Origin of the sequence: Hyphomicrobium sp. (genome assembly GCF_035572195.1) — a bacterium.
GTDB lineage: Bacteria > Pseudomonadota > Alphaproteobacteria > Rhizobiales > Hyphomicrobiaceae > Hyphomicrobium_B.
Genome location: NZ_DATNBA010000117.1, coordinates 1 through 5,223, shown reverse-complemented (window position 1 = coordinate 5,223; position 5,223 = coordinate 1). Strand labels below are relative to the sequence as shown.

Below are 5,223 nucleotides of genomic sequence, written 5' to 3'. Positions count from 1 at the left end.
CAGTCCGAGGGGCACGTCAAAATTTACAGCGAGTCCGGCGAAGGCACGACTATCAAGCTCTATTTACCGCGGAGTGACGGCAATGAGGCAGCTCATTCCGTCGACGAACCGGCCAGCTCCGAACGCGGTCGTGCGGAAACGATTCTTATCGTCGAGGATGATGATGGTGTGCGCCAGTATGCATCCGAGATCCTGAGGGACCTGAACTATCAGATTATAGAGGCAAAGGATTCGGCCACCGCTCTTCGGCTGCTCGATGCCGACAAGAAATTCGATTTATTGCTGACGGACGTCGTGCTGCCGGGCAAAAACGGTCGAGAGCTCGCGACTGAAGTGGAACGGCGCCGTCCGGGAACAAAGGTTATTTTTATGACTGGCTATTCTCGCAACGCAATCGTTCATCACGGTCGTCTGGACCCTGGTACCGCGCTCATCCAAAAGCCGCTGATCGAGCGTGTGCTCGCGCAAAAAATCCGGCAAATTCTTGACAGCGGCTCAGACGCTCAATAGCGCCGTCACAAAGGAACAATCGTCACAAATACCGCGTTGCAACTCGGGCGTTCCCGAGGAGATAAGGATGCGGTTTGTCCTTTTAATAATTCTTCTTCTGCTCGTTCTTGGCGCGCTTCCGACCTGGCCGTACAGCGGTGAGTGGGGATACTACCCTTCGAGTGGCCTGGGCCTGGTGCTGATTATTGTCCTGATCCTCGTCCTGATGGGGCGGCTCTAGTCGAGCCGCGACGCGATCATTCCGTTTCTGAGGTCGCGGGCAGCTCCATTTTATTGCGGAGCTGATCGGTGCCCTTGATCGTGTCGACGACCGCACGATAGGCGCCCTTTACCTTGCTGCCGAGGCTTCGCGGCCGCCGCTTGCGAAGTGGTCGCGCTTTGCCGCCACGCTTGGCCGCCTTTCTGGTCGCCACTCTGGATTTCGTTCGTTTGCGAAGGGACGGCTTGCGTTTTTTTCGGGCCATCGACGATCTCCCGGATATGGATGACGTTGCGGCAGACAGCATAGAGCGAATGGAGCGCCGCCGAAAGACAATCCCACCGTTGGACCATGTTTGTTCCCGCTGGATCGCAGCCGACCCCAACTGCTAAGCATCCGCAGGCGCGACGAAACGGGGAGAACCAAGGTGCCCGCTACACTCCAAGGCGAATTACAGCCGACGATTTACCGTTTCAAACTCGGCGAGTTCGAGGTTGCGACGGTTCTGGATGCCAAGGCAATTCGGGAAGGTTTGCATCCGCACTACGGCGCCAACGCCTCAGCTGATGAGGTGATGGCTCTTGCTCGCGCCAACAATATCGATACTCAGCGATTCGAGCATCCCAATATTCCGACGCTCGTGAACACCGGCAAGCAGCTGGTCCTGTTTGACACGGGCAATGGTGCGCTCCCGCGCGAATATGAGCAGCTCAGCAAGCGTCTTCCTCCTGGCCAGACCGCGGCACGGCTTGCGGCTGCAGGCTACCGTCCGGAAGACATCGACGTTGTTGTCGTCACGCATGGGCATCCGGACCACATCGGCGGGTTGGTCGAAGGCGGGATGCCCGTGTTTCGCAATGCGCGCTATGTATTCGGCGCGGCCGAGTTCGATTTCTGGAAACGTGGCGAGAACGTCCGCGAAGCACGCAAGTTCAACCGCGAACTGTTCATGACAATTTGTGTGCCGCTGGCCGACCGCTCGACGTTCATGAAGCCAGGCGATGAGGTCGCGCCGGGCATTACCGCCGTCGACGCTGCTGGACATTCACCGGGCCTGCTGGCGTTCCATATTGAGAATAACGGCAAACGTTTCATGGTCACCGCCGATACCTGCACTCAGTACGTCATGGCAGTGCAACGCCCGGAATGGCATTTCGAGATGGACGACGACAAAGACAGGGCCGTCGCGACACGAAAGCGCATTCTCGACATGCTTGCGACCGACAGGCTTTTTGTCGCGAGTTTTCACATGCCATTTCCCGGAATTGGCTATGTGGAGAAAGGGCAGGCCGGCTACCGCTGGGTGCCGCATAGCTATCAACTCAATCTCTAGGGGAGGCGCGATGGTCGGTTTACCGGCCACCCCAGCTGAATGCTGGCGGGCGTTCCTGCTTCGGCTTGGTTTTGCTTTCGTCACAGCGGCCGACGCGGTCTTCGATGGTCTGGGCGGTCTTGTTGTCAAAGATAATATAGTGACAAAGCGTTCCATCGCGCAGTGAGCGGGCGACTCGTCCGGTCCGCCCGTCCGCTGTCAGTTCATTCGAGCCGTCTTTGCCGCGCAGCGTTCCGGCCACGATCACTGCGCCGAGGAACAGACTTGCTCCCACGGCAGCAATGAAGAACGATGACACGATTGTCGCGCGCCAGAAACTGACGCGCGTTTCCTGCGATCGACGCAGGTCTCGCCGCAAGCCGACGGCCCGCATATTCCTCATGCCGTCTGTCAGTCCGCGAGCTACGCTCATAATGAAATGTTTAGTGAAAAAGCATTGATCAGTTCTAAAGGGGTCGATTCGGATTGGGATCGTTGAGGTAATTCGATTTAAGCCAGTTGCATTACGCGGCGCTTGTCAGGCCTTTTTACGGGCATTGACCGCAATCGAGAGCAGGGTGCGTTGAGCGATCGCTTCAACCAAAGGAGCGTTGCGCCGCATCTCGAGCGTGGCTTCGGCCAATTGCTCCATCGCACGCAACAGACGTGCCGGCGGCCATGCGCGCAGCGCTTCCCCGACGGCGCGCTCGCGGCTGAAATGAACAGGGGGCCCGGCGCGTTTCATGACGGACTCAATCGAATCGCCGCCTTCGAGAGCCAGTTTCATTTTGTGCAGATTGGCCACCTGGCGGATCGCCGCTGAGACAATGGCCGCCGGCGACGAGCCGCTGGCGCGGGCCTTGCCAAATTCGGCATCAACCTCTCCGGCTCTCCCGGCGAAAACCGCATCAACCACTCCGTCGAGTGCTATCTGCGATGCATCTGCCACGACCGCCATGACGTCGGTAACTTCGATGCTCTTCTTGCCCATTGCGTAAAGGGTAAGCTTCCGAATCTCGTTGCGCGACGCGAGCCGGTCGCTGCCGAGCAATGCAAGCAACGCGACGCGTGCGTCGGACGCAATGACGAGATCGGCTTCGCGCATCTCTTCGTCAATCAGTTGACTGAGCGCGCGTTCACTATCTGCATAGCAGGGCAGTGCGGCGGCAACTTTCGTCTTCTCGCAGAGCGAGCGCAGCGGGGCGCTTTTGCTGAGATTGCCGGCTTCAATGATAACGCGGCATTCGCTCGAAGGAGAGGCGATCACGGTTTCCACCGCGGAAGCAATATTACGCGTACCCGCTTTCACCAGAACCGCCCGCCGCCCGCCGAACAGCGGCACCGTGTGCGCTTCCTCAACGAGCCGCGCCGGATTGCCCGCGAGCTCATCGCCTTCAATACGTGCCAGAGCGAATGGATCATCGGGATCGTCGACCGACGCGCGCACCAACGCGTCGACGCGTTCGCGAACCAAACCGGCGTCGGGACCGAATACGAGCACGATCGGCTGTGCTGGATCCGGTCTCGCGATAAAACGATCGACGTCCGAGGCTTTAATGGCGGTCATGGCGCCGAAGCAAATTTCACGAACCCGCTACGAAATACGACGCAAGCCGCGACTGGATATTGTCCGCGATTTCCTTGGCGGCACGGTTTTCGGCGTCGCGCAAGCCGCGCTCGCCCGCGAAGCGCTGCTCCTGACCCGGGATATTGTACGATACGCGTGCGAAGGTTTGACCTTTGACAACAATCTTTCCGGTCGCGAGCTCGGTCAGGGTATATGTGCCGTCGATGCCGTAGTTGTTGATGTCCGGCCGCGCCGTATTGATGTCGACGATGATCTGCAGCTGCGTAGCCGTCAGCTTAACGTCCAGTCGATGAGTGGGTGAGATCCCGCCGCTGCCGCCGGTTAGGCTATAAATCAGTTCGTTTCGCACATTGACGGTAACGCGGTTAAGCCGGCTGCCCCCGGGGGCGTTGATTGGTGAAACGTCGACCGCTCTCATTTGACCGACAATGCTGGCATTGCCGGCGCCCGTCGGATGCTCCGCGTAAAGCGGCTGGAAACAGCCTGCGGTGAGGCCGGCCAGCGCCAAGGCAGCGAAAACCCTTGCGAAGCGCATCGTATCAGACCACGACATTGACGATCCTCTGCGGGATGACAATGACCTTTTTCGGGCTTTTGCCCTCCAGCGCCCTTTTTACAGCATCAAGGGCAAGAACGGCAGCCTCAATGTCGGCCTTTCCCGCATCGCGGGTCACCGTTACATCGGCCCGTTTTTTGCCGTTGATCTGTACGGGCAAGGTAACGGTACTTTCTACCAGGAGATCCGGTTCGACCTGCGGCCATGCCTCGGTGGCGACGAACGTTTTATGCCCCAGCGCCGCCCAGCATTCCTCGGCGAGGTGGGGCATCATGGGATGGAAGAGCCGTACCAGGATATCGGCAGCTTCACGTAAGGCCCAGCCGAGGTCGGCGGCAGGCGCCGTCTCGATCTTTCCGATGGCGTCACTGAGCGCGTTGGCAAATTCGTAGATGTGGGCGACGCAACGATTGAAACGGAGCTTGTCGATATCGTCAGAAACGTGAGCGAGCGCGCGGTGGGCGGCCTTGCGTACAGCGGTGGCTTGCTCGCCAAATGTCGCCGGTCGTGCTGGCGGCGCGTTAATTCCGGATATTTCCGCGACCAGTCGCCACAACCGCTGTACGAATCGCCAGGCGCCCTGCACGCCTTCCTCGGTCCAGATCACGTCGCGATCGGGGGGAGAATCCGAAAGCATAAACCAGCGCGCGGTGTCGGCTCCGTAGGCAGCGATAATGTCGTCGGGGTCGACCGTGTTTTTCTTAGACTTCGACATTTTCTCGATCGAGCCAATCTCGACCGGCTCGCCGGTTGAAGCGATCATTGCGCGGCGGGTGTCGCCCATACCCTCGATCTTGACGTTCGCCGGTTCAATCCAGTCGCCGCTGAGGCTGCGATAGGTCTCATGCACCACCATCCCCTGCGTGAACAGGCCGGCAAACGGCTCATCGATGCCGGCATGTCCGGTCTTGTGCATCGCGCGAGTGAAGAAGCGCGAATAGAGCAGATGCAAGATCGCGTGCTCGATGCCGCCGATGTACTGGTCGACGGGAAGCCATTCATCCACGATCTTGCGATCGGTTGGTGCGGTCTTGATCCATGGATCGGTGAAACGGGCG

At 59.2% G+C, this 5,223-nt stretch carries 8 protein-coding genes; 3 read left to right on the top strand and 5 right to left on the bottom strand.

Annotated elements, in window-relative coordinates; translation table 11 throughout:
• Together VN623_RS09725 and VN623_RS09720 are read left to right on the top strand one after the other, a co-directional pair.
• On the top strand, nt 1-510 hold a 510-nt coding region (locus VN623_RS09725; protein WP_325570530.1), incomplete at its 5' end, for a response regulator.
• Between the two features lie 67 nt (nt 511-577).
• Complete coding sequence (locus VN623_RS09720; protein ID WP_325570528.1) at nt 578-730, top strand: DUF3309 family protein; 153 nt, start codon at nt 578-580, stop codon at nt 728-730.
• 16 nt (nt 731-746) lie between these two features.
• On the opposite strand, the gene VN623_RS09715 is transcribed toward VN623_RS09720, so the two are convergent.
• The gene (locus tag VN623_RS09715; RefSeq protein ID WP_325570526.1) at nt 747-923 is read right to left on the bottom strand and encodes a hypothetical protein; all 177 of its coding nucleotides are present in this window, start codon (nt 921-923) and stop codon (nt 747-749) included.
• Between the two features lie 141 nt (nt 924-1,064).
• Here VN623_RS09715 and VN623_RS09710 point away from each other — a divergent pair, with 141 nt between their 5' ends.
• Nucleotides 1,065-2,042, top strand: coding sequence for an MBL fold metallo-hydrolase (locus VN623_RS09710; RefSeq protein ID WP_325570524.1), 978 nt, complete (start codon nt 1,065-1,067; stop codon nt 2,040-2,042).
• A gap of 19 nt (nt 2,043-2,061) precedes the next feature.
• Here VN623_RS09710 and VN623_RS09705 read toward each other — a convergent pair whose 3' ends face one another.
• The 4 genes from VN623_RS09705 to VN623_RS09690 form a co-directional block, all read right to left on the bottom strand.
• Nucleotides 2,062-2,454, bottom strand: a complete 393-nt coding sequence (locus VN623_RS09705) for a hypothetical protein (protein ID WP_325570522.1) — start codon at nt 2,452-2,454, stop codon at nt 2,062-2,064.
• A 105-nt stretch (nt 2,455-2,559) separates the two neighbouring features.
• On the bottom strand, nt 2,560-3,588 hold the full coding sequence (gene holA / locus VN623_RS09700) for a DNA polymerase III subunit delta (RefSeq protein WP_325570520.1): 1,029 nt from the start codon (nt 3,586-3,588) through the stop codon (nt 2,560-2,562).
• Nucleotides 3,589-3,604: 16 nt separating this feature from the next.
• Nucleotides 3,605-4,162 carry an LPS assembly lipoprotein LptE gene (gene lptE, locus VN623_RS09695; protein ID WP_325570518.1) on the bottom strand — a complete coding sequence of 186 codons (558 nt, stop codon included), beginning with the start codon at nt 4,160-4,162 and terminating at the stop codon, nt 3,605-3,607.
• Nucleotides 4,149-5,223, bottom strand: a 1,075-nt coding sequence (locus VN623_RS09690; protein WP_325570516.1) for a class I tRNA ligase family protein, incomplete at its 5' end; no start/stop codon positions are given. The genes VN623_RS09690 and lptE, both read right to left, overlap by 14 nt.